The organism is Spirosoma endophyticum (genome assembly GCF_900112365.1).
In the GTDB taxonomy this organism is placed as follows: domain Bacteria; phylum Bacteroidota; class Bacteroidia; order Cytophagales; family Spirosomataceae; genus Spirosoma; species Spirosoma endophyticum.
This window is the reverse complement of sequence record NZ_FOLQ01000005.1, coordinates 104,556-125,521: the sequence shown is the minus strand read 5'-3', so window position 1 is coordinate 125,521 and position 20,966 is coordinate 104,556. Positions and strand designations below refer to the sequence as shown.

The window sequence follows — 20,966 nt, the reverse complement described above, 5'->3', positions numbered from 1 at the left end:
ACAAAAAAGCCCGACCAATTAATTGGTCGGGCTTTTTTATGTCCTATTGGAAGCCATGGGCGGTCAATACCTTCATGTTGTACAATCTAAACGCCGTCAAAATGTTGACTACAGACTATAGGAAAACGCCGGAATTCAAGTGGACTAAAGAAAGCCCGGAATTGTATTTGAAAGTGCTTCAGCTTCAGAACGAACTTAGGGAGGCAGGCGTGGCTTGGCACAATCCATTTAGTAACGAATGCAATGCTGATTTTTCTTGCTGTGAAGGCCACGGACCGGGCGTTCATACGTTTGTTCCTTCCATTTATACAATCCAGAAGGACGCAATCTTGGGCTTTGCTGACTTCATGGGTATTGATGCCCTAGACGTCAATTATTTCATTTCAATTTTTCTGAAGCCATGATGTTAAACGCCAATCTGAAAACCTTCAGTGATTACTTCAAAGCCTTTGCAACGGGTCATCCTGATTTAAAATTCTTCTGTTTTGGGAGCGTGGAAAAAGGGATTGCTTTTGCCCGGTCCCTTGAAGAGTTCGATTATCCATTCTTATGGTTGGAAGAGCCGGTGGCCACAACAATAGACAACGGAGCCGCCCACATAAATGACCGCTTCAGTGTGGGCATTACGGCGCTGGTTACTGCGCCACTGGATGACAATGACGCCCAGATTGACGCCTATTCCTTGGGCTATCAGATCGTAACGGACTTACAGGCCAAAATGAGAGCCGACCGGAAAGCCGGGATTATTGACATGGAGTTGGAAGGACAACGGAAGTATCCGGTTTCTCAATTGTGGGTTGACGGGAATTTTGGTTTCCGGCTTGAACTGCTGATGGACTTAAATATCAACGCAACTATTTACAAACCATGACCGCTTCATTTTTGCCGTTAAATCTGGCCTTAAATCCTATTGTTGTGAATGTGGATGCCGCGGACCCGGTGGCCATTGTTGGGCGGTCCGGGTTGCGCTACTTTCTTCAACTCATGGTCCGGGACTACTACGGGGCCAATACCTTCAGCCAGTTGATTGAATTTGAAGGAAGCGAAAGTCCGCCGGAATCGGTGGCCGGTGGAACCATTTTCCGCGGCACTTTTTTTGAGTTACAAGACCAATTGGAAAGTCTGCTTTATCGGACGGCCCCAACATTTGGGCAAACCGGATTGTCTGTCTGTGATGGATTAGTAACGCCTTACTACGTCAAAACCCGGATTGAAAACAATGACGTCTTGTTGTCGGAAGATACGTCAACGGTTCAATATGCCATTAAAGCGGGCGTGGCGGAACGTGACTTTCTAGCCTATAAGGATACGTTCTTCACGGACTTCATTGGTAAGAATGGGCGCTTTTTGACGTGGGCGGAAGATGGAAAGCGGGTGCAACCCGGCCAACCCGAATTTCTATACTGGTTGTGCAATTGTTCGCCGGTCCCGGCCCAACTGAATCTGATTTGTGAAGTTATTACGTCCCTTCCCGATCAAGACCGGGACTTCTTCACAGTATCAAGTCTGACCAACCTGACGCCCATGACGGTCTTTTCGGCGGCCGTTGGCCCGGACGCCTTGGGCCTTAACAACCGAACGGTCCCGGTGGCGGCTTATCAGGTTTGGTTGGAAGATGAATCCGGGAACCGATTAACGGAAGTACGGACCTATCGAATGGACCCGGAATTCCGCCGGAACGTCCGCTTCATTTTGTTTGCCAATTCGCTGGGTGGGTATGATACCATAAGTTTAACCGGCCAAGGGGAAGAAGAAGTCAAGGCCACGCGGACCGTATCAGACCGTTATTCAGATTATAGCTTCAGCCCTCAGTACGCCGAAAAAGTGATTGATGCCGTAACGGGGGACCGTCAACTGACGGTCAATTCCGGTTGGATGAGTCAGACCGCCCGCAATTATTTAATGGAACTGGTATTGACAAAAGACGCCTATGTGGTCACGGACCGGGCGTTCCTTCCCTTACTGCCAACGCTGGAAACCATTAAACAGACGGTGGACGATGAAGGCCCCATTGGGCGTCTGTTAACGTTCCGCTATGCCAACCCGGAACGCAACTTCAGCAACTTGCCAATCAGTCCGGCCGCCGGTTCGGTTCGCCCAACGGGGTGGCGTCCCAAGGCCATGGCGTGTCTGTTAAATGCCAACGGGATACGGACCGGATTAATGGCCGTTACCATGATTGAAAAGTATTATTTGGATACGGGCGTCCGGGTGGTCAATGCACCCATAAAGCCAAACCTTCCGGGTTCTGAAGGCTACATTCCGCCGGATTATTCGTTGGCGTGTCAGACAACGCCGTTTCTGTCTGTGGCCATTAACCGCCCTACTACGGTGGTCCGGTCCAACTGTCCGGCCGGTCAGGTTGGCGGCCCGGCTACCATTGTGATTCCGGCCGGAACCTATGGGAGTGAATTAAGTTTGAAGGACGCCAACGCCAAGGCGGAAGCTGAATTCACGCGCCTAAATACTCAGGCATATGTTGACGTGAACGGGACGTGTATCATTGCGCCGGAACTGTACAACGTGGTTGTTCCGGCTGACAAGTGGCACTATAGAAGTAGTACGCCCACGAAAATGGCCGTTGTTTTCCGCAATTATGACAAGTATCCGGTATGGGGAAATTACATCAACTATCAAGCGCCGGATAATGTCAATACGTTTGCGTTTGGCTCAAATGATTTAAACTTCCCGGCCACAACCTACGGCTATCTGAATATTAACGTGTACGGCATTTCCGGGACCAAGAAGCGGTTGATGACCTATAAAAACGGGGTGTTGCTGACGACTAAAAATCTGGTTATGAATCAGGACGGCTATCAGTTCACGGACTTTTTGCCGGATGGGTTTGCGTTTGGGGTAGGGGATAAGTTTTACTTCCGGTTAGAAGATATAGTTTAGTTATGGAAGAGTTTTTGGAAGACTTCACGGACGAAGCGGTTGAAATTGCCCAAGAAGCCATTGACGCTTTCCGGCGCAACATTGAACGCGCTGGCTTGGAGCTGACGGAAGAACTGAAGCAGGATTTTCAGTTTCATGTATTGCGTCAGGTGAATCAGTTGACAATGGAATTTGACTTCCGGGAATACGGCCGGTTTAAGGATATGGCCTATTTACGGTATGGGTCCCATATGCCGCCCGCGGAAGCCATGGAATTCTTTGTGGACAAGATTGGCTTGGATAAGTTCGCGTATGTTCAAGGCTATGAAGGAAAGCAGGTTCCAACCGTGAAGAACGCAACCCGGCGGCTTGCTTGGGCTATTGCCATGGGTAGACGCCGAATCCCTTCCGTGAAACGGGACTACCGCGGGACGTGGTACAATGACGGCAAAATGAAGGTTATCAACGCGGCCAAACAGCGCGTCCGTTGGCGGGCGTCCGAGTGGATTACCTTAAACCTGAAGAACAAATTGGAAACGAACGGCGAATAAAAGCCGTCCTTCCGCCGGGGTGGGTTGGTGCTGACATTCGCTTCAGTATCAACCCTTTTTTATTATGGCTTCACGTAGTATCAATGACCTTCACCCTATGCTTGCCTATGCGTATGGGAAAGCGGAAGTGGAATGGAAGATCAATAACCCAAAACGGCCCTTCCCGTTTCTGACGGCCACGTTTCGGCCGGGTGTTGAGCAAAACGCCTTGTTTGCCCAACCCACGGACAAAAAAGACAATGATGGGGACGGCAAAATTGACGAACCTGACGAATTCGTGACCAACGCCCGCGCCGGTCAAAGTCCCCATAATTTCAACCCGTCATACGCTTTTGATGTAGGATTCCAGGATGATAAGGGAAAGACGTATTGGAATGATTTGACCTTGTTCAATGACTTTGCCAAGCTGATGTTGAAAACGGCCGGAATCACATGGGGCGGCAACTTCAAAAAGCTTCAGGACCGGCCACATTTTGAGTTAACCGGGTGGGAAAATATGCCCAAAAAGTAGGGCCAAAATACTGTCCTGTTATGGGGGAAAGCTTCAGTCCAACTTGGTCTGAAGCTTTTTTTATATATCCATGAACAACACAGAAACCGCCAAATTGAAGGTGGAAATTGAAGGGGATGAAGCGGATAAAACCCTTCTTTCCCTTCAGTCGCAAGCCAAAGACATCAACAAGGCCCTGCGCGATATGAAGGACGCCGGGGAAGAAGGGTCCGACGCGTGGAAGGCCCTGAAAAATCAACAGAAGGAAGTCAATGACGAGATGAAGGAACTCGTCAAAAATGTTGATTTGAATGACGCGTCCATGGCTGAATTGCAAGCCAGTTCCAGACTTTTAAACCGGGAACTTCGGGACCTGAAGATTGGGTCTGACGAATGGATTGAAAAAATGAAGGACGTCCAAGAAGTGGACGAACGTATTGAAAAAGTCCGCAAAGAAGTCCGCGGACTGAAGGATGATGCCGACGAACAAAAAGGCGTCTGGGATTCATTCAAAGGTGCTTTTATGGGTGCGTTTACCTTTGAAGCCATTACGGAAGCGGCTGAAGCCATTTATGAATTTGGTCAGGACGTGGTTGAAACTACCCGGACGTTTGAGAAGTACAACGCTATCTTGGAAACAACCTTGGGGAGTGCTGAAGCGGGCGCGGCCGCCTTCAATATGATAACCGAGTTTGCCGCCAAAACCAATTTTGGCGTGGAAGAACTGACGGACGGCTATATCAAATTAGCCAACCGGGGCCTTCGTCCCGGTCAGGAAGAATTGATGAAACTGGCAGACGTGGCCAACGCGACCGGGAAGCCCATGGGGGATTTGGTGGAAGCAATCAATGACGTCAATAATACGGAACGCTGGAATGAATTTGGAATCAAGGTTACTACGGAAGGCGACAAAGTAACCATGAAATTCAAGGAAATGACCCAGACCGTTGACCGGACGGAAGAAGGCGTCATGAGTGCCATTGAAGCGTTTGGCGGAATGGAAGGTGTGATGGGAATGACGGCCAAAATTTCGGACACGTTGGACGGTCAACTTTCTAATCTTGATGATAATTTCAACCGGCTTGAAGCCACGATTGGCGGGGATTCGTCGGACGCTTTCAAAAAACTGGTTGGCGTCGGAAATGAACTGATTGACGCCTTCATTGAAATATGGAAGGGAACCGCGCCGGTCCGTGAAAGTATGGGGGATTTAGTGGACGTCGGTTCCCGGTTCGGCGCGTCGCTGGAAACCCTTATCCGTACTATGTTCGGGTACGATGATAAAGCCAAGGGGACGTCTATTGTAGTCGATGCCATTACGGTGGCGTTCCGGTTGGCGGCTACTGCGTTAATCGCTGGCGTGTCCGCCGTTCAGCTAATGGCGGATGGACTGTCCGCGTTGATGAACAAGGGGAAGGAAGTGATGAACTTCTTCGGGGCCAACTTCAAAATCAACCCAACGGCCAACTTTGACACGTTGGTCAAAAACTTTGAAGAAAATGGCAAGGCCATGGACAAAGTTTGGGCGGATAACGAAACGAAGCGGGAAGACACGACCAAAAAAGCCAACGCCAACATTACCGCGGACCATGCCAAAACGGGTCAAACGGTAACGGCTGAAGCCAAGAAAGAAGCCGAAAAACGGGCCAAAGAATCCGAAAAAGCGGAACAAGATAGCCTGAAGAAAATAGCGGATATGCAGGTGAAAGCCATTGCCGACGAAGCGGAACGGAAGGTGGCTGAAATCAACTTGCATTACGACCGGGAAACGGCCGCCGTCAACAAATCGTTGGCGTCAGCCAAGACCAAGGAAACCCAATTGGCGCTTCTGGCTACTGAACGGGAGTCCAAAATTGCCAAGGCTGAAGAAGACGCCCGCGCTAAAAAGGAGAAAGAAGAAACGGAAGTCAACAACAAGTTGGACATCCTGAAAGCCAAACTTCTGAATGACGATTCCGCCCGCAAAATTGCCGAATTGCAGTCCCAAGCGAAACGGGATACGGATTACGCCACTAAGTATATAACCGATGAAACCCGGCGTCAGGAAACGGTCAAATTGATAAATGATAAGTTGGTCACTGACGTCCAAGCGGTCAATGATAAACATAGGGCTGACGAAGAAAAGAAGTCCCAACAATTGCGGGACGCTCAGTACAAGCAGACCAAAACGCTGTTTGAAAATGAGTATCGGGAAATGGTGGCCACGTCGGACCTTAAACTGATAAACGCCAAGGATAACGCGGATAAAATTTATGAAGCCAAGCTTGAAAAGTTAAAAGCGGAATATCAGTACAACCGTCAAAAGCTGGAAACGGAAGCCGCTGAAGAAAAGGCCAAAAATCAGGCATTAATTCAGGATACCGAACGCCGGGCGGAAGCGAATAGGTCAATTGACGAACGGCTGAAGGCGCAATTGTCCGCGTCAGATGCCAATTATGAGCAGAATAAAACGCGGTTGATGGAAGAGAATTTGGCCAAGCGGAAAGCCAATACGGACCAATTCTTCAACGCCGTGGATAGTCTGATGGAAGGGGACTATTCCAAGTTTATGGACTTCCTGAATAAGAAGCTGAAGAATGACGCGGCCGCCCAAGATACCAAGCTTCAGAACTTTTCCAAGACGTCAACCCAGATTCTTGACATTGCAAGTAAAGCCGTTGATACGCTTCAGACCTTGAATCAGAAATACTTGGAATCTCAGTTGGCCAAGCTGGAAAAAGAGAAAAACGCGGAGTTGGCCAAGAATAAAGAATTGTATGACAAGGGGTTGCTTTCAAAGGAAGAATATGAAGCCAAAACCGGCGAAATCAACAAACGGTACGCTGAAATTGAGAAAGAAGAAAAGTTGAAAGCGTGGCGACGTCAGAAGGCGTTGTCCATTACTCAGGCTATCATTGGGGGCGCTCAGGCCGCCATTATGTCACTGGCAACTATGGGTTGGCCGCTGGGTTTGATTGGCGTGGCCGCGGCTGCTATTGCAGTAGCCGCCCAAGTGTCAACCATTAACAAGCAGGAACCGCCGGACTTTGCCAAAGGGGGTTCCGGGAAGGTGAAAAACGCGGGCGTAGTTCGGGGAAGTCGTCATGGAAGTAAGTATGGGGAAGCCGGTATCAGTATGATTGACCGGCGGACCGGGACGGAAGTTGGCGAAATGGAAGGGGATGAACCATTCATGATTCTTTCCCGCAATACCTACAAGAACAATAAAGAAACCGTGGATATGTTGTTGGATTCGTCCCTTCATCGAAACGGAGCGCCCATATATGGGGACGGTGGAACGTATGGGGATTATGTTGGCAAGCGGTCATCCTACGAAAAAGGCGGCTTAAAACGCATTAGCGGCCGCCGGATGTATGATACAGGTGGTCTTGGGGATACTAGCTATATAACCGATAACGCGGAATACACATCCACGGCCGCCGGTATTACGGCCACGTCCGCCGAAATTCAGAAGAGTCAGCAACTAATGGATGACATTGCGGCCAATACGGAAGAAACGGTGGCCACGCTGAAGAGTATGGAAGCGTTTTTGGCGGGTGACTTCCTGAACTCGTTTGCCGCCCAGAATGACGCCTTCACGACGGCCATAAAAGGTCAGGTTGGTCAGGTGGTTTCCGGTCAGGATACGGCCAACGGCTACTTGGCCCGAATTGCGGCCAAGGAACTGTCCGTGTCCGTGTCTACTGTTGTGAACGTTTGGAATCAAATCAACGTCGTAGCGGGCAAATCTGACTTATAAAATGGTTGATATTCGTTTGAATGGTGAAAGCGTTGAACTCCTTCCCGGAACCACGTTGGTTCTGGAAGGATTCAACCCAATGTTGGACTTTACAACGGTTCGGGGAACGCGGGTCTATGGCTTCACGTTGCCGGATACAATCAAAAACCGGCGGGTCTTGGGCTTCTTCAATTCGGCCCAAGTATCGTTTGCAAACCGGAAGTTTTATTGTGAAAAGTACGTCAATTCCCAGCTAATTGAACGGGGTTATGTGATGATACAGGACTCACCGCCGGGAAGCTATAATCTGTATTTTACGCAAAACTTGGGGGAAGCGTTTGGCGACTATCAGACAACCATGTTGACAGATATAAACTTTGGGTCACTGTCGATTCCTGAAGACCTGTCCGCGTCCGCTGGCTTACTGTCCGCGTCCGTTCGGTTTCCCATGATCGAAAACGCCGGGCTATATGGTAACGCGGCCGTTACTGGCTTCAGCGGGATTGTCAACAATTATTCCGCGGAAGCCGGTTATGACCCGGCCGGGCGTGTCCCCATGTTGGCGTTGCGCTGGCTTTTTGATGCGTTTGGTTTGGAAACGGGTTGGTTTTTTAAAGGCAACTTTTTTGATGACCCGGATTTATCCCAATTGTTGCTTTATAACCTGTCTACGTTGGACGGTCAAGCGGCTATCCTGCTTCAGAATCACTTGCCGGAAATGAACTTCCCGGACGTCCTGAAGGCCCTACGTCAGCTATTCAATCTATACCTAGATTTTGACATCCGGCGCAAAGAAGTAACCATTGATTTTGTTGACGACATCCTGAAAGCTGACGTGTTGCTGGATTGGACGGCCAAAGTTGCACCCACACACGCAAAGGTTCCAGACCTCCAAAACAGGCTTGAACTGTCGTATAACATTGACAACAATGACGCCTTAATGAAGCCCATTCCTGACGCGTTCGGCACGTATTCAACGCCGGAAATAGGGAACGCCGTTGGCGGTTCTGTGACGCCCATACGGTCCGCTTTCAGTACGTTGCAGACCAATCCGGTTTCCGGGCTGGCCATGACCAGTCAAGCCGGGATTAGTCCGTCCAACAAAGAAAACGCGGCCCGGTCATTGCCTAAGTTGCTGTTTTGGAATGGGATGGTTGATGGGAAGCCAGTGGCCACGAATGAACGCAATGGAAAAGCCTTGGTTTGGAGTGGTCCGGGGAATCTGGTTGATACGTATTGGAAGCAATTTGAACGCTTTAAGGTCAATACGTTCCTGATTCGGAAAGCGGTGGTATTGACGCCCGCGGATTTGGCCCGCTTCAGCTTCAGAAACAAGGTTCACATCCGGGGCGTGAACTACCTAATTGGCGGATACAAGGCTGTTTTGGGCGCGGATGAAAAAATAATTCCGGCGGAATTGGAGCTTTGGAAGGTATGACTATGATGAACGGCTTTGAAGTTGTCTGTGTTTCATGAATATGAACATGATCGTAAAATAATGGCTACATTTTGGATTTATTTAATTGCTGATTCTAATACTGATAAACGGGTAGTATACCATGTAGACGTGCATGACTATAATGAAGATATACCTATAGAAGCCGAAAGATTTTTTAAGGAAGCTAAAGCCAAAAATATAGGTAACGATATAGAAGATGTCACCAACACGCTAAGACAATGGTGGGAGTTATTGCCTGAGCAAGTACGGCGTAGAGTTAAAGTATCTCCGAATGATGAAAGTATACAACCTGTAACTTCAGTCGAAGATTTTCTTAATTCAACTGATTTTATTGGACTTCAAACAGTTTTGTTTAATCCGAAACTTAGTATAAGATAGACTGATTAATAATCGCAAAAAAAGCCCTTTCACGTCGGAAGGGCTTTTTTTATGGTTAAAAATAAAAATGCCCAAACATTTGGGCAAATAGATAAAATGCCCTAATATTGGGGCGTGGTTGCAAGGGCAATCATCTGATGGTTAATCATATAATATTTTAAACTTTTATGACGATTGAGGAAACTATCCGGGCGTTTATGCTTGACCCGGAACGGCGTGGAATGTTATCAGTCAGTTACATTCAGAAAGCGGCTGGGATTCCTGAAGGCAACTTGGCCAAGTTCCTATCCGGCAAACGATCGAAGCTTCCGGCGCTTCAGATTATGATGTTGATTGAAAAACTGAAGCTGATTGGCTTTGGCGTAGTCGCAAACGGAACAGGTACGCCAACGCCTTCCGTTCTCATGTGGGGAAATACACTTCCTTTATTTGAAGAATTGCTAGTTACTGAATTGGAAACAGAACAAGCAGTTTGACCAATAGCTAAGAAAATCTAAAAAATTTTAGATTTAACATAATTAACTGACATATAGTGAGTTGATTTGCAACAAGCCATAGTATTGCTAATGCACGGAGGCTTTACAAAAGAAGCTGAAACGCTGTAAGCTTAAGTAAAAAGAATGTGAGGCTAATTTATAGCCTCTTTCACAATGCAAGAAATAAAAGGCTATTTTTGTCCGAAAATAGGAAAATGATGTTTGGATTTCCCAAATCTGATAGGTCAGAAGCTAAAACGTTTACACAAAATTTTCTACGACAGGTAATCTGGCAAGTAAAGTTTGCGTCAAATGATCTGATTGCGACAAGAAAAGATGGTATAGTAGCAATCATGAAGGATTTATTGCCCCAACTAAACACCAGCCTGGTTCGAGACTTTGAAATAAAAGAAGAAGCTGACGGTCCTGTATTCAAGCCTAAAACACCGTTGTCACCGGCATACGAACTAAAGTCAGAAGATGGACAGAAGATGTTGTCTGTTGATAATGAGTCTATTACCTATATTATACAAGGTCCAGCGTATAAAAACTTTGAAAATCTGAATGCAGAAATAGATAAAATAAGTGGCATATTCTCTTTATGTGAAATAAGCGTATTTAATCGCATTGCGATCAGGAAAATAAATATGATAAATTTTGCATATAAAAATGGCGGACAAACCCCGTCTATTGACTTTTCATCATATATGATTAGTGCTAATGCTGGGGTTGACTATTTGCGTTTTCCTAATCGTCAATTAATACAACAATCCATTCATTCTGTCAGTTATGTGTCCGATGCAGGTTCGATGAATTTAAAATATGGGTTAATTGTTCCTGAGATTAATAATAACAGTGGTGAGTATGTAATTGATATTGATATTTTCAAACAGAGCCAAGTTAAAGTTGATGAATTAGAAGCTAGTTTTTTATCAATCAATGATGAAATTTTCAACGTTTTTAATTGGGTTATTTCTGACACCGCTAAACTAGTCTTAAAGCAAAATGACCACACACCAACAAATTCCTGAACTTATACAAATAAATAATTTTTCTGATTCGGAGTATGGGGCTAAAACTCTGGATTCAATAGTTGAAAACAAGCTAATAAACGGAAGCACTAATGGTGCTTATAGTCAAGTTAAAACGGGAAGTATTTCTAGCAAGGTTCTTGTACTTGCCGGGGGAATGATGGGAGCTGTTTTTACCCCCTCAAACGTGCTTGGTCAGCAGATTGTTCTTATAGATCAAAGTAATGAGCAAAGTTTGAAGGAATATTTAGAAACAGTGGATAAGCAACTTGATGCTTATTTGAACAAAATAAGTGGTCTTAACTGTAAACCAATCCGTCGCGATTTAATTAATGCAATTAATTCCTTTACGGAAATGGAAGAAGATTGGGATGGATATGGGGCCAATCCTTTAGGAGCGGCTAGTGCAGCAAATGCGATAGCCTTAGTTGAAAAGTTAGGCAAATCGTCTTTAAACAAAATAAGCCTTGTTTATCCAAATTCAAATAGTACCGTCTCGGTAAAATGGGATAATGGGATGGGAGAGAAAGTGTCTTTAGAAGTTGGCTCTAAAACCTTTTCTTACTACATTAAACTAAACTCCTATCCAAAGCCCAAGTTCTTCAATAATGTTCAAATCAATACTGAGACTGTTAACCAATTGGATCAGCATATTAGTTGCTTATAAAGGAAAGATTAATAGTAATGTGTCAGATAAAATGGAGCATACACTTGATGTTCATCAAGTGTATAACCCTATGGTGGCACCATTCAATACTTCTACAGAAGTATTGAATGGTGCAGAAATTAATAAAGATAATTATACGGAAAGTGGTATATTGATTCCTAATATAGTTGCTGATTCAGAGCGAATAGTACGTACCGTTTATGCCCCCATTCATCTCAAGAAAAAAGTTAATGAACTAAGGTATCAAGCATTTTCCTCTCCTGTTGACATGGATGAGATTTCTGTCACTAGGTTAGAATATAGTAATGCTGATTTTTGCAAACAATCCGGTAAAGAGAACGAAAAGCCCGATAAAAGAAGAACTTATTTTGGGTTGGCGGTATTATTAGCCTCAGAAGTTCGGGAAGTTTCAAGATCGCTAGATATGCAAGGCGATGTAATATACTCACCAATAGATAGTAATATAGCCCATGCTGATATAAAACTTGGGTTTACACCAATAAAAGACCAACAATTGACAGGAGAGCAAATATTGTTAATGGAAACTCTAGCAGACCAAGCTAGACTATTTCCTGACAATGATATGGATTCAAATGCTTGGACTAGCGGTGAATTAAATTGAGAAATGAATATTGGTTTTTCAATTCTTTCTTCTTTATCAATAAATGGTTGTTAAAGTTCCTTCTTGAATAGCTTATCAAAAACATTTATCCTCTCCTTCTTTCGCTTTTCACTGATGTGGACATACTTCATAGTTGTCCCAAGATCGCGGTGTCCCATGTAATCTTTAAGCGTTACCACGTCCCCCCCCAACTCAATAAACAGCGTCCCGAAAGTATGCCGGGCGGTGTGGGTTTTTAGCTTGAAATCTATTCCGGCCGCGTCCCCTATTTTTCCCAATTTCCGGTTGGTGTATTGCTCTGAATACGTTTCAAACAGATAACCAATGGACGTTTGAATTAACGCCGTGGCCATAGGGTGAAGTGGTATCCTAACGGTCTTTTGTTTGCCCAATGTCTTCTTTGGCATAATGACCAACCAATCACCTTTCACGTTGTCATGGTTGACTGCCTTGACGTCTGATATTCGCAAGCCAGTGAAGCAGGAGAATAGGAAGTGTCGTAATATAGCCGTCCATGTTCCTGGAATACTTTCGTCATTAAACAGCTTCATTAGGCTTTCCAATTGATCCACTGTCAGGACATCCGGCCACGTTTCGGGCTTGGTTACTTTAACGGTTTTAAACGGGTCATCAAATACGTTGCCGTCCGCCAACGCCCGCTTCACATACGTCCGTATGTTCTTCATGTGGTTTTCAGTGGTGGACGGAATGTTGTCTTTATGAGACTTCAGCCACGCCCTGAAGTTTTCCAGAAGTTTAGGCGTCAACGCGTTGAAGGGTAAGTGGTCCGGTTCGCCTTTTTTCTTTTTGGCTTGTTCCCATGCCCAATACTCTTTCAGGCTGTTAAGGCTAGCAAGTTGGCCTTTTTTGGTCCCTAATTCAATCTTCCTCCGCTTATAGCGTTCATTGGCGTCATTCTGGTAAAACGTGAAAAAATCCTTCCGGGACGTAAATGAATTGTAGTCCTTCAGTAGTTGGCCAATGGTCAACGTTTTTCCACTCAAACGGTATTCCTTGAAGATTTCATTGATCTTCCCAACTTCCGTATCAATCATTAATTGATAGTCTGACGCGTCTTTGTCATCCTTGCGCCGGGGAAGAATTTTTCCAGCGTCCCGGTCAAAAAAATCTTTGGACCAAGACAGTTTTAGGGGTATTCGGTCGAATTCGCCGTCAATACTTACATGGATGTATAGTGGGCAAGTGCCGTCTTTTTTAATGTAATCAACCTTAATAATGACCTTTTTATTGAAGTTCTGGGCGGTAGGTTGGGTCTTTCCCATTCGTAAAATATTCGTAAAAAGGGGGGTGTTTATTCCGGTTAGTAAAAGGATTCGTAAAAGAAAAACCGCCTATACGATGCGTATAGGCGGTTTTGGTACTGTTTCGTGCTCCCGAAGGGATTCGAACCCCTATCGTCGGTACCGGAAACCGAAATTCTATCCATTGAACTACGGAAGCAGGATGTCCCTTTTGGGAGTGCAAAGATACGGAATCGGACCACTAAAATCCAAGTCTATCGCTGAACAACTCGTGTTTTTTACCGACGTCCGCGGCCTCCACGGCGATTTTCGCCCTTAGCCGCTGGACCTTCACTACGTTTAGAACTGCCTCCTGATCGTGATGAAGATGCTGTCCGCGAATTGCCCGAGCGTGAACTTCGCGTATTGCTACGTTGCTCAAGATCTGAATCCGTTGCTCGTCCTGCTTTATCACTTACCAGTTTAAAATCCATGCTTCGGCGGGCGAGATTCGTTTCTTTCAAACTGACAACCACCGCGTCGCCGAAGGTGTACATTTTCTTATGACGCTGGCCAATGATCCGGTAGTTATCCTTATCAAAGTCGTAGTAATCATCAGTCAGATCCTGCATCCGGACTAAACCTTCGCAGTTATTCTCGGTGATTTCGACAAAGAAGCCGAATTCCGTAACACCCGAAATAACACCTTCAAATACCTGGTCGGGTGCCATACGACTCATGAACTCAACCTGTTTGTATTTGATGCTGGCCCGTTCGGCTTCGGCGGCCATTTTTTCCCGCTCCGACGAGTGTCGGCATTTGTCTTCATATTCGTCGCGGTCGGCGGGTTTGCCTTTGTCTAAATAATGCTGCAATAACCGATGCGCCATCATGTCGGGGTAACGCCGAATGGGAGACGTGAAGTGCGAATACCGTCGGAAAGCCAGACCAAAATGCCCAAGATCTTCCGTGCTGTACCGGGCTTTCGACATGGTGCGCACGGCCAGTTTTTGCAACATCCCGGCTTCGGGTTTGCCTTCGATGCTGGCCATAAACCGATTCATGGATTTCGAGAGTTGCTCATCGTCTACGTTCAGTTTATAGCCGAGCTTACGGGCAAACTCGGAGAAACTGCGCAGTTTCTCATCATCCGGGCCTTCGTGAACGCGATACACCATGGTGTTCTCTTCGCCATTCTTATTCCGTTTCGATAGCGAATGCACAAACTCAGCCACCCGTTTGTTAGCTAGCAGCATGAATTCCTCAATGAGTTTGTTGGTGTCCTGCCGAATTTTCGGGTAAACGCCCAGCGGAACGCCGTTCTCATCCAGGCGGAACCTCACTTCAACCGTCTCAAAATTGATGGCTCCATTTTTGAACCGTTCATCGCGAAGCTTGTAGGCCAGTTCGTTCAGCAAACGAAGCTCTTCCAGATAATCGCCACTGTTGTTGTTCAGGATGTCCTGTGCTTCTTCGTAAGCAAAACGCCGGTTCGAGTGAATGGCCGTTCGACCAAACCACTCATTCACGATTTTGGCTTCGGGTGTTAGTTCGAAGACGGCCGAGAAAGTGAGTTTGTCTTCGTTAGGACGTAGTGAACACAGGCCGTTGGACAGCTTTTCGGGAAGCATGGGCACCACGCGATCCACCAGATAGACTGACGTCGCTCGTTTGTAGGCTTCTTCTTCCAGTTTCGTGCCGGGCAGAACGTAATGCGTTACGTCGGCGATATGAATACCGATTTCGTAATTGCCATTGTCGAGTAATTGCACCGACAGGGCATCGTCGAAATCTTTGGCGTCAACAGGGTCAATGGTGAAGGTCGTTACCTCACGCATGTCGCGCCGTTTGGCTAAATCCTTCGCCAGAATTTTGGTTGGAATAGCATCCGCTTCCTGCTCAACATCGGCCGGAAAATGAATGGGCAAACCGAATTCAGCCAGAATAGCGTGCATTTCAGTGTTGTTTTGACCCGCTACGCCCAGAACGGTAATAACCTCACCTTCAAAGCGTTGTTTATTGCTTTTTGGATCAGGAAATTTGGTCAAACGTACAATGACTTTTTCGCCATCGCTGGCTCCGCCAAGTTTTTCTTTGGGAATGAAAATGTCATCGTAAATCTTCTTGCTGTCAGGAACGACAAATCCATAGGTTGGCCACACTTCAATGCGACCGACCAGTTCAGTACGTCCCCGTTCGATAACATTCGCAATTTTACCTTCAACGCGTCTGCTGCGGTTGCCTGAGTCATTAAAGCGAACCACCCGTACGCGGTCGCCATCAACAGCTCCGGCAAGGTCGTCAGTCGAGACCCAGATATCATTGTTGCGATCCCCCCGAATGCCACTGGCCGTCGTAGGAATGACGAACGCAAACCGTGAGTTTACGTGGTCGACTACGCCCTCGATAATGTTCGCGTCGGCATCGGCACGGTAGCTACCATCGGCCTGGCGGATAATGGAACCTTCATCCGTGAGTTCACCAATGAGGCCATGCATAATCAGTTTCATCCTACGGTCGCCCGTATCGAAGTGATCGAGTACCTGTTGCTGGGTAAACGACTGATCATCATTTACCTGAAAAAATGCCATCAGGTCGTTTTTCATTTCGTCCAGAAAAGAATCAGCCTGTTGAATAGGCCGAGTTTTTGCTGATTTTTCTATGCCCTTTTCACGCGGACGAGCCGTATGAGGCTGTCCGGTGCCGGATTTGGCTGATCCGGCCTTACTATATTTGTCTTGTTTCGGTTTTCCGTTTTTCATGTTATGTGCTCGCTATATCAGCAAGCTAAAATGTTAAATACAGGACAGACTGTTGGTTCACAAGGTTTATCGGAACCTCTAAAATGCTCCGTTTCTTTGTTATCAGTCACTCTGTACAATATGCTCGTCGGCCACGAGCGGGGCACCCACCATTTTTAAATAGACCTGCACGAGCATGACCATGGAATCGCGGGCGTATTGCTCAATACGTTGCCAGTCATGTTCGCGGTAATAAACCTCGCTGGTGCGATCGCCCGACCATTCGAGCGGGTGAGTTGATACGTTCAGCACGGCTGCCAGCAGGTCGAGTGGCACAAAATGCCGTTTATCGCCAAACTGCCAGTATTCGAGCGTATCCTTATGCGGAATTTCCCACGGTTTCTTGCCTGAAATCTGCAAAGCGGGCGGTAGGGGTAACCCGTTTACCATCAGGCGCCGACACAAATAGGGAAAGTCAAATTCCTTGCCGTTATGCGCGCAAAGCGTCAGTTCGCCGGGTGGGTAGCGGTTAACGATGGTGATGAATTCTTCAAGCAAGGCGGCTTCGTCGTCGTTGCTAAGCAATTTTACTTTCAGATGGGGTTTATCATCGTCATCGAAAAACAAACCACCAACACCCACGCAGATTATCTTACCAAATTCGGCGTAGTAGGAGGCTCGCCGGTCGTACCAGCCAGCGGCAGAGAGTTCATCTTCGCTTTTGAAGAAGCGGCTTTTCTCTTCCCATTGTCGTTGCAAACGCGGCTCGACTGCCAGGAGCGATGGTTCACCCGCCACTGTTTTAAGGTCAATAAACAGGAAATTTTTGAGTCGACGTTTCCAGGAGATGGGTTGAGGCATAAAGGTTAGGTAATGCGGGCGGGAGCCCGCGATTATATCAAATAAAGCCGCGGGCTCCCGCCCACGTTACTCAGGCATGCAAAATTCCTTCCAGCCCCAGGACAGGAATCGTGACGAGATGATCGTCGACAATACTATCGGGTACAAAGATAAATTTTTTGTCAAATATCTGGTTGTCAATGTAGTAACTCACCCAGTACTCATTATTCAGGTGAAATACATCAGGCATAATTGACTCGACAATTTCATAACCCTTTGCTGGTATTTCAACAAAGAAATGGCGTAACGTTGAGGTTTTCTGTTCCTCTTCGTCTTTCAGACCATACCCTTTCGACGTAACAAATACGGTCTTGATAGGTACGTCGTTCTGATTGATCAAAAAAACCTGCCAATCGAATCCCTCAATTGGATTCACTTTCCGGGCGATAACTATATGCACGCCCTCAACGGGCAAAAAATTAATATCTTTTTTCATAATGAACTCAGAAACAAGAAGTACTAGTATAGGCAAACCATACGTATCGCCTAACGCTATATAGAATCTTACATCTGGGGCCTTGCAATTTTTGTCCCAATTAATTCCATGTCAAACAACACAGCCATATGCTGTTGGACATGATCAGCTACTTCGACCAATGGTATTTCACGGCCTAATTCAACCGCCATCGACGTAACGGCTTTGTCGGTAATGCCACAGGGGACAATATGGTTAAAATAACTCAAATCTGTATTCACGTTCAGGGCAAAACCATGCATCGTTACCCAACGGCTCGCTTTTACACCCATCGCACAAATCTTTCGGGGTCGCATGCCTGGCTGGCCATCGCCCCCGTCGTAATCGAGCCAAACGCCCGTTAATCCGTCGATTCGGCCCGCGCTCAGGCCATAGTCGGCCAGCGTGAGGATAATACTTTCCTCCAGCAAGCGCATGTAGCGGTGAATATCGGTAAAGAAATTATCCAGGTCCAAAATTGGATAGCCTACCAGTTGGCCGGGGCCGTGATACGTAACGTCGCCCCCGCGCCGAATCTTAAAAAACGTTGCGCCCAATTCAGTGGTTAATCGGGTTTCGTCGATCAACAGATTTTCGGCGTGGCCACTCGTCCCCATCGTATAGACGGGTGGGTGTTCGCAAAAAAGCAAATAATTCGGGGTAATTGTCTGCTCGTCGGCGGGAAGGGTTCGGTTCCGCAGTTTTTGATCGACAACGGTGGCAAACAGGCGTTCCTGCTCATCCCAGGCTTGTTGATAGGCAATCAGCCCCCATTCCTGAACCTCCACTTGTTTATTGACTCTACTATTCATTGCTCTTACGAAAGAGCAATCCCTTTCCTAAGGCTACCTCCCGTTGGTTAGATAACAATCACTTCGGTATCTTTCGTTCGATTCGTCATTTGTAACCTAAATCAAAACAATGGCCCAACACAACGAAACGGGGAAGCAGGGTGAACTAGAAGCCGTTCGCTACCTACAGGAGAAAGGTTACGAAATCATGACCCAAAACTACCGGTATCAACATGCTGAAATTGACCTTATCGCCAAAAAAGGGAAGCTCTTAGTATTTGTAGAAGTGAAGACGCGCACGAACCTCAGTTATGGCAATCCTGAAGAATTTGTTTCGTACACGAAAGCAAAACTGGTTATGAAGGCTGCTGAGAATTATATTTTCGCCAATGACTGGCTTCATGATATTCGCTTCGATATTGTGGCCGTTACAGTAGCAGGGAACGAATTGCGCATAAATCATATTGAAGATGCATTTTTTTGAGGTTTTATAGAAGATCATCCATAATTAGCAATCAGGCTGGCAAGTCAACCTAATTGCTTCATGATCAGCTAAGGAAGTTCGGGGTGAGAGGGCAACTGTTTGGCTGCTATAACGCGTTGAACGTACGGCATTATTATTGTGTTATTTCAAGGGACTAACAGCTTAGAAGGGTGTTTTTGGCGTTTTATAATGTAACTTTAGCATCAGCAAGCAGCCACCACTATGTACGAAAAGAATATAGGTACTAAGCAAAAAGCACTACGTATTAACCTCGACCGCCGGATCTATGGCTCTTTTGCTGAGATCGGCGCGGGCCAGGAAACGGCGGCCATGTTTTTTAAGGCAGGCGCATCGTCGGGGACTATTGCTAAAACCATGTCGGCCTATGACATGACCTTCAGTGACTCAATTTATGGCGTCGAAGAAAGCGGACGCTACGTAGTGGAATCCCGATTGGTGAAAATGCTGAGTAAGGAATACAGCTTGTTAGAGAAGCGATTAGCTGAAAAACGTGGTCCCGATACTACGTTTTTTTCGTTTGCCAATACGGTCGTGGCGCTCAATTATCAGAAGACCAATGAAGCGCATGGCTGGATCGGATGTCGATTTCAGTTAAACCCACAGTCAGGCTATAATGACGTGATTATTCACGTCAGAATGATTGATAACGAGAATATATTGCAGCAGCAGGCTCTGGGCATTATTGGGGTCAACTTGATTTACGGTTGTTATTACTACGCGAAATCGCCTGAAACGCTGGTATTATCGCTCATGGACGACCTTTCCCCGGATCGTATTCAAATTGATATGATTCGGTTTAGCGGACCGGATTTTGCCGATGTGGATAACCGGTTGATGAGCTTACACCTGGTCAAAAACGGGTTTACCGATGCCGCCCTATTCGGTGCTGATGGACAGGTTTTACAACCATCGGAAGCGCTCTATAAAAAGCATATCCTGGTCATGCGCGGGCGACTGCGTCCCGTTACAAATGTCCAGATGGATATGATCGAAAATGGCCTCAAGCAGTTTAAAGACGAGCCTGATGTAGACGCCAATCGAGTGGTTTCTATGGCGGAGCTAACGCTTCATAATCTGAAAGCCAACGAACAGGGTATCGACGAGAAGGATTTTCTGGATCGTGTGGATATTCTGTGTTCTATGGGCCAGACCGTGATGATTTCCAACTACCTGGAATATTACAAACTGGTAGCCTACCTGGCTCGATTGACACGGCTCAAAATTGGTCTGATTGTCGGTATTCCAAACCTTGAATATATTTTTGAGGAAGGCCATTATGAGTTTCTGCCGGGTGGTATTCTGGAGTCGTTCGCTACGTTGTTTAGCCGGAAAGTCAAGCTGTTTGTCTACCCAACGTTGAGGCATGGTGCGATTTATACCTGCAACGAGTTTGAATTGCCGCCTACCCTGGAGCCCCTGTTTCAGTATCTGGTTCGTAATGACAAGATTGAGGATATTACGGATTTCAATGAGCAGAATCTGCACATATCGACCGATGGTGTGCTGGAAATGATTCAACGGGGCGAAGATGGCTGGGAAAAACTGGTGCCAGAACGGGTCGCTGAACAAATAAAAGCCAATTGCCTGTTCGGGTATCCCTGTGAAGTTGAGTATGTGCCCATTGGGCAACAGGTACGTCAGCAACAACAGGATGAAATACAGGCAGTAACGCGCTGATAAACGACTTTATTTACTATATAACACCCCTGAGACCCCGTAATCGCTGGTAACAGGGGTTTTGTTTTCGTATACAACCCTGGTTGGACACTAATCTGGCCAAAATAGAGTTCTTATACTAGACATCGTGCGCAAACGACACATGTAAACATTAACATTTAAGTTATGAGCAAACCCATTTACACCTCTATTCCGCCAACAACGGACAATGCCTACTGGTTAGTTAAGTCGTCAGACGGGAAAACCAGTATTTATGTACCGCGTGATAAGGAGCTTGATCGGCAATTGAAAATCAAGTTTCAGGCGGAGGTAGCTGCCAGAACATCTATCAAGCGAAAAAGGTAGTACTGGGTAACGCTGTGGCATCTCCACGATTCCACTGTTATGT

At 46.5% G+C, this 20,966-nt stretch carries 20 protein-coding genes and 1 tRNA gene; 15 read left to right on the top strand and 6 right to left on the bottom strand.

Translation table 11 applies throughout. The features are described from left to right. The first annotated feature begins 38 nt into the window (after nt 1-38). The 12 genes from BM202_RS15175 (at nt 39) to BM202_RS15120 (ending at nt 12,269) form a co-directional block, all read left to right on the top strand. Nucleotides 39-404, top strand: a complete 366-nt coding sequence (locus BM202_RS15175) for a hypothetical protein (RefSeq protein WP_093827507.1) — start codon at nt 39-41, stop codon at nt 402-404. Further along, a complete protein-coding gene (locus tag BM202_RS15170) occupies nt 401-871 on the top strand; it encodes a hypothetical protein (protein ID WP_143100697.1) in 471 nt (156 codons plus the stop codon). Before BM202_RS15175 ends, BM202_RS15170 begins: the two co-directional genes overlap by 4 nt. After that, nucleotides 868-2,898 (top strand): DUF5977 domain-containing protein, encoded by a 2,031-nt coding sequence (locus tag BM202_RS15165; protein WP_093827503.1) that lies wholly within the window; start codon nt 868-870, stop codon nt 2,896-2,898. Before BM202_RS15170 ends, BM202_RS15165 begins: the two co-directional genes overlap by 4 nt. A gap of 2 nt (nt 2,899-2,900) precedes the next feature. Next, nucleotides 2,901-3,428: a hypothetical protein gene (locus BM202_RS15160; RefSeq protein ID WP_093827501.1), complete on the top strand. Its 528-nt coding sequence runs from the start codon at nt 2,901-2,903 to the stop codon at nt 3,426-3,428. 64 nt (nt 3,429-3,492) lie between these two features. Then, entirely contained in the window at nt 3,493-3,939 is a 447-nt protein-coding gene (locus BM202_RS15155; RefSeq protein ID WP_093827499.1) for a M15 family metallopeptidase, read from the top strand. 70 nt (nt 3,940-4,009) lie between these two features. Continuing rightward, on the top strand, nt 4,010-7,657 hold the full coding sequence (locus tag BM202_RS15150; protein WP_093827497.1) for a hypothetical protein: 3,648 nt from the start codon (nt 4,010-4,012) through the stop codon (nt 7,655-7,657). A 1-nt stretch (nt 7,658) separates the two neighbouring features. Then, nucleotides 7,659-9,074, top strand: a complete 1,416-nt coding sequence (locus BM202_RS15145) for a hypothetical protein (RefSeq protein WP_093827495.1) — start codon at nt 7,659-7,661, stop codon at nt 9,072-9,074. A gap of 60 nt (nt 9,075-9,134) precedes the next feature. Next, complete coding sequence (locus BM202_RS15140; RefSeq protein WP_093827493.1) at nt 9,135-9,473, top strand: hypothetical protein; 339 nt, start codon at nt 9,135-9,137, stop codon at nt 9,471-9,473. Nucleotides 9,474-9,640: 167 nt separating this feature from the next. After that, nucleotides 9,641-9,949, top strand: a complete 309-nt coding sequence (locus BM202_RS15135; protein WP_093827491.1) for a hypothetical protein — start codon at nt 9,641-9,643, stop codon at nt 9,947-9,949. Between the two features lie 215 nt (nt 9,950-10,164). Then, nucleotides 10,165-10,980, top strand: coding sequence for a TIGR04255 family protein (locus tag BM202_RS15130; RefSeq protein WP_093827489.1), 816 nt, complete (start codon nt 10,165-10,167; stop codon nt 10,978-10,980). Next, nucleotides 10,955-11,647, top strand: a complete 693-nt coding sequence (locus BM202_RS15125; RefSeq protein ID WP_093827487.1) for a hypothetical protein — start codon at nt 10,955-10,957, stop codon at nt 11,645-11,647. The genes BM202_RS15130 and BM202_RS15125 overlap by 26 nt, the downstream gene beginning before the upstream one ends. 31 nt (nt 11,648-11,678) lie before the next feature. After that, nucleotides 11,679-12,269, top strand: coding sequence for a hypothetical protein (locus BM202_RS15120; protein WP_143100696.1), 591 nt, complete (start codon nt 11,679-11,681; stop codon nt 12,267-12,269). A gap of 50 nt (nt 12,270-12,319) precedes the next feature. Here BM202_RS15120 and BM202_RS15115 read toward each other — a convergent pair whose 3' ends face one another. The 6 genes from BM202_RS15115 to lipB form a co-directional block, all read right to left on the bottom strand. After that, nucleotides 12,320-13,552: a site-specific integrase gene (locus tag BM202_RS15115; protein ID WP_093827483.1), complete on the bottom strand. Its 1,233-nt coding sequence runs from the start codon at nt 13,550-13,552 to the stop codon at nt 12,320-12,322. A 106-nt stretch (nt 13,553-13,658) separates the two neighbouring features. Continuing rightward, nucleotides 13,659-13,730, bottom strand: a tRNA-Arg gene (locus tag BM202_RS15110). Nucleotides 13,731-13,809: 79 nt separating this feature from the next. Then, nucleotides 13,810-16,272 carry a ribonuclease R gene (gene rnr / locus BM202_RS15105; RefSeq protein WP_093827481.1) on the bottom strand — a complete coding sequence of 821 codons (2,463 nt, stop codon included), beginning with the start codon at nt 16,270-16,272 and terminating at the stop codon, nt 13,810-13,812. Nucleotides 16,273-16,374: 102 nt separating this feature from the next. Further along, nucleotides 16,375-17,112, bottom strand: coding sequence for a 3'-5' exonuclease (locus tag BM202_RS15100; protein WP_093827479.1), 738 nt, complete (start codon nt 17,110-17,112; stop codon nt 16,375-16,377). A 70-nt stretch (nt 17,113-17,182) separates the two neighbouring features. Further along, nucleotides 17,183-17,587, bottom strand: a complete 405-nt coding sequence (locus tag BM202_RS15095; protein WP_093827477.1) for a hypothetical protein — start codon at nt 17,585-17,587, stop codon at nt 17,183-17,185. Between the two features lie 68 nt (nt 17,588-17,655). After that, nucleotides 17,656-18,417 carry a lipoyl(octanoyl) transferase LipB gene (lipB, locus tag BM202_RS15090; protein WP_093827475.1) on the bottom strand — a complete coding sequence of 254 codons (762 nt, stop codon included), beginning with the start codon at nt 18,415-18,417 and terminating at the stop codon, nt 17,656-17,658. A 109-nt stretch (nt 18,418-18,526) separates the two neighbouring features. On the opposite strand from lipB, the gene BM202_RS15085 reads away from it, so the two are divergent. The 3 genes from BM202_RS15085 to BM202_RS15075 all read left to right on the top strand — a co-directional run bounded on the left by BM202_RS15085 (nt 18,527) and on the right by BM202_RS15075 (nt 20,923). Then, complete coding sequence (locus BM202_RS15085; RefSeq protein WP_093827473.1) at nt 18,527-18,880, top strand: YraN family protein; 354 nt, start codon at nt 18,527-18,529, stop codon at nt 18,878-18,880. 222 nt (nt 18,881-19,102) lie between these two features. Then, nucleotides 19,103-20,578 (top strand): nicotinate-nucleotide adenylyltransferase, encoded by a 1,476-nt coding sequence (locus BM202_RS15080; RefSeq protein ID WP_093827471.1) that lies wholly within the window; start codon nt 19,103-19,105, stop codon nt 20,576-20,578. A gap of 165 nt (nt 20,579-20,743) precedes the next feature. After that, nucleotides 20,744-20,923 carry a hypothetical protein gene (locus tag BM202_RS15075; protein ID WP_093827469.1) on the top strand — a complete coding sequence of 60 codons (180 nt, stop codon included), beginning with the start codon at nt 20,744-20,746 and terminating at the stop codon, nt 20,921-20,923. Nucleotides 20,924-20,966 lie beyond the last annotated feature (43 nt).

Bases quoted from the DNA above. Each gene is read 5' to 3' on its own strand.
- BM202_RS15100 (WP_093827479.1), bottom strand. From the start codon at position 17,112: ATGCCTCAACCCATCTCCTGGAAACGTCGACTCAAAAATTTCCTGTTT.
- BM202_RS15115 (WP_093827483.1), bottom strand. From the start codon at position 13,552: ATGGGAAAGACCCAACCTACCGCCCAGAACTTCAATAAAAAGGTCATT.
- BM202_RS15150 (WP_093827497.1), top strand. From the start codon at position 4,010: ATGAACAACACAGAAACCGCCAAATTGAAGGTGGAAATTGAAGGGGAT.
- BM202_RS15135 (WP_093827491.1), top strand. From the start codon at position 9,641: ATGACGATTGAGGAAACTATCCGGGCGTTTATGCTTGACCCGGAACGG.
- BM202_RS15095 (WP_093827477.1), bottom strand. From the start codon at position 17,587: ATGAAAAAAGATATTAATTTTTTGCCCGTTGAGGGCGTGCATATAGTT.
- BM202_RS15165 (WP_093827503.1), top strand. From the start codon at position 868: ATGACCGCTTCATTTTTGCCGTTAAATCTGGCCTTAAATCCTATTGTT.
- BM202_RS15125 (WP_093827487.1), top strand. From the start codon at position 10,955: ATGACCACACACCAACAAATTCCTGAACTTATACAAATAAATAATTTT.
- BM202_RS15075 (WP_093827469.1), top strand. From the start codon at position 20,744: ATGAGCAAACCCATTTACACCTCTATTCCGCCAACAACGGACAATGCC.
- BM202_RS15175 (WP_093827507.1), top strand. From the start codon at position 39: ATGTCCTATTGGAAGCCATGGGCGGTCAATACCTTCATGTTGTACAAT.
- BM202_RS15170 (WP_143100697.1), top strand. From the start codon at position 401: ATGATGTTAAACGCCAATCTGAAAACCTTCAGTGATTACTTCAAAGCC.
- BM202_RS15155 (WP_093827499.1), top strand. From the start codon at position 3,493: ATGGCTTCACGTAGTATCAATGACCTTCACCCTATGCTTGCCTATGCG.
- BM202_RS15130 (WP_093827489.1), top strand. From the start codon at position 10,165: ATGATGTTTGGATTTCCCAAATCTGATAGGTCAGAAGCTAAAACGTTT.
- BM202_RS15160 (WP_093827501.1), top strand. From the start codon at position 2,901: ATGGAAGAGTTTTTGGAAGACTTCACGGACGAAGCGGTTGAAATTGCC.
- BM202_RS15140 (WP_093827493.1), top strand. From the start codon at position 9,135: ATGGCTACATTTTGGATTTATTTAATTGCTGATTCTAATACTGATAAA.
- BM202_RS15145 (WP_093827495.1), top strand. From the start codon at position 7,659: ATGGTTGATATTCGTTTGAATGGTGAAAGCGTTGAACTCCTTCCCGGA.
- BM202_RS15085 (WP_093827473.1), top strand. From the start codon at position 18,527: ATGGCCCAACACAACGAAACGGGGAAGCAGGGTGAACTAGAAGCCGTT.
- BM202_RS15080 (WP_093827471.1), top strand. From the start codon at position 19,103: ATGTACGAAAAGAATATAGGTACTAAGCAAAAAGCACTACGTATTAAC.
- BM202_RS15120 (WP_143100696.1), top strand. From the start codon at position 11,679: ATGGAGCATACACTTGATGTTCATCAAGTGTATAACCCTATGGTGGCA.
- lipB (WP_093827475.1), bottom strand. From the start codon at position 18,417: ATGAATAGTAGAGTCAATAAACAAGTGGAGGTTCAGGAATGGGGGCTG.
- rnr (WP_093827481.1), bottom strand. From the start codon at position 16,272: ATGAAAAACGGAAAACCGAAACAAGACAAATATAGTAAGGCCGGATCA.